Source organism: Actinomyces sp. HMSC065F12, from assembly GCF_001814535.1.
Classification (GTDB): domain Bacteria; phylum Actinomycetota; class Actinomycetes; order Actinomycetales; family Actinomycetaceae; genus Pauljensenia; species Pauljensenia radingae_A.
Genome location: NZ_KV816977.1, coordinates 1 through 1,249, shown reverse-complemented (window position 1 = coordinate 1,249; position 1,249 = coordinate 1). Strand labels below are relative to the sequence as shown.

Sequence of the window (1,249 nt, the reverse complement as noted above, 5' to 3'; positions counted from 1 at the left end):
CTTGTCAGACATGGCTACCACCTGGCCCACCCACGAGCCCATCCATAATTGCGTCCGCGTCAACGTCTACTTCGTTGAGAGGCACAACGTAAATGTAGAACGAGTAGTTATCGAGGTTTCGGGTGTTGATTTCGTTGGCGATGATTTGGGCGTGCGCGGCGATATCTCCCTGCATTTTCTGATCGAGCGCAGCCCGATATTGCTGGTTGCCATAGTTCTTCGGATCGAGACCGATGTCGTAGCCCAGGAACATCGAATAAGCGGTATCGAACACACGGGTGCTCCACCCGGCTTCGGGATTAGCAGATCTTTGACGTAGTTTGCTGTTGCTGGGTCGAGGGTCTTGGTGAACACAGTTTGCTCGGCGAGCTGAACCTCGTCTGAGCGATTCTGTTCTATATCTACAACGCGGTCGAATGCTGCAGTGATGGCATCCCCAATGTTGCCGACCACGCTGGAGGTTCCAAACACGATGCTGCTGGTGGTTCGCTGACCGTCTGGTGTGAGTAGGTGGATGGCGTCACAGCGGCTGTGGATCTGGCCTCGGGCCTGGTTGAGCTCGATCTTGCTCATCACTTTGGGTGCTTCGAGGATTTGTTCGAGCAGGACGTAGAGCAAGATTTCACCTAACCCCATGCCGTCTTGTTGTGAACGCATCCGGTTTACCGCGTCGAGAGCAACTTCTTCGAGATCGTCTCGCTGTTTGTAGCCTTCGTATTCGGCGCGGGAGAAGACGTAGCGTCCAACGTTGCGTTTGAGGAACTTGACGAGGGCCGTGTGGTCGAAGCGGTTGTTTTGGATAGACAGATGGAACAGGCGTAACTGTTCGTCGTTTCGAAGACCTAACGTGTTCGAATGGGCCACTTCGGTGAACGTGGACGCGAATGTGTCGCCGCGCAGCGTTGGCGTAATCGTTGCCTGTGCCATCTCGTCTTCTCCCAAGAGGTGTCCTTCCCGCCTACAGCTTTTCGAGGATACGCACGAGCTCCGACAAAGTGATCGCCCCGTCAGGCGGAGTGACGCCATCTTCGAAGACCATGTAGTAGCGGTAGTCATTGCCAGACATGTTCGCCCACGCCCGGCCGAGCCTGATCTTGCGGTTAGAATCGTCGTTCTTCAAATGCTCGCCCTTGGACTCGACAACCACGATGGTGCCGCTAGCGGTCATCACGACGAAATCTGGGTAGTGGTTGAACGGACCGTTGAGGCAAAAGCCCTTGCGTTCAATGATCCGGTGCCACCAGCGAAC

2 pseudogenes are annotated in these 1,249 nt (G+C 55.2%); both read right to left on the bottom strand.

The features are described 5' to 3' along the window. Positions 1-4 precede the first annotated feature (4 nt). Positions 5-927, bottom strand: a pseudogene (locus HMPREF2975_RS13080) (DUF1837 domain-containing protein). Positions 928-958: 31 nt separating this feature from the next. Next, positions 959-1,249 (bottom strand): annotated as a pseudogene (locus HMPREF2975_RS05890) (restriction endonuclease); the annotation flags it as partial.